This is a genomic window from Acinetobacter sp. AS167, from assembly GCF_037152175.1.
Classification (GTDB): domain Bacteria; phylum Pseudomonadota; class Gammaproteobacteria; order Pseudomonadales; family Moraxellaceae; genus Acinetobacter.
This window is the reverse complement of the sequence record NZ_JBBCMP010000044.1, coordinates 1-295: the sequence shown is the minus strand read 5'-3', so window position 1 is coordinate 295 and position 295 is coordinate 1. Positions and strand designations below refer to the sequence as shown.

Here is a 295-nt window from a genome sequence, read left to right as displayed (position 1 = left end):
AATCATTGCCGGTGGTGTAGAAAGTATGAGCCGTGCGCCCTATGTGATGGGTAAGTCGGACAGTGCTTTTGGACGTAGTCAAAAGATTGAAGACACCACTATGGGCTGGCGTTTTATCAATCCAAAGCTCAAAGAAATGTATGGTGTGGACAGCATGCCACAAACCGCTGAAAACGTGGCAGAGCAATTCAATATTAACCGTGCGGATCAAGATCAGTTTGCGCTAAACAGCCAACAACGTACTGCGGCAGCACAAGCTCAAGGTTTTTTCAAAAATGAGATTGTGCCCGTCACT

The 295-nt window shown here is 46.4% G+C and carries 1 pseudogene; it reads left to right on the top strand.

From position 1 onward, the window contains the following. A pseudogene (locus WFN33_RS20280) lies at window positions 1-295 on the top strand (acetyl-CoA C-acyltransferase); the annotation flags it as partial.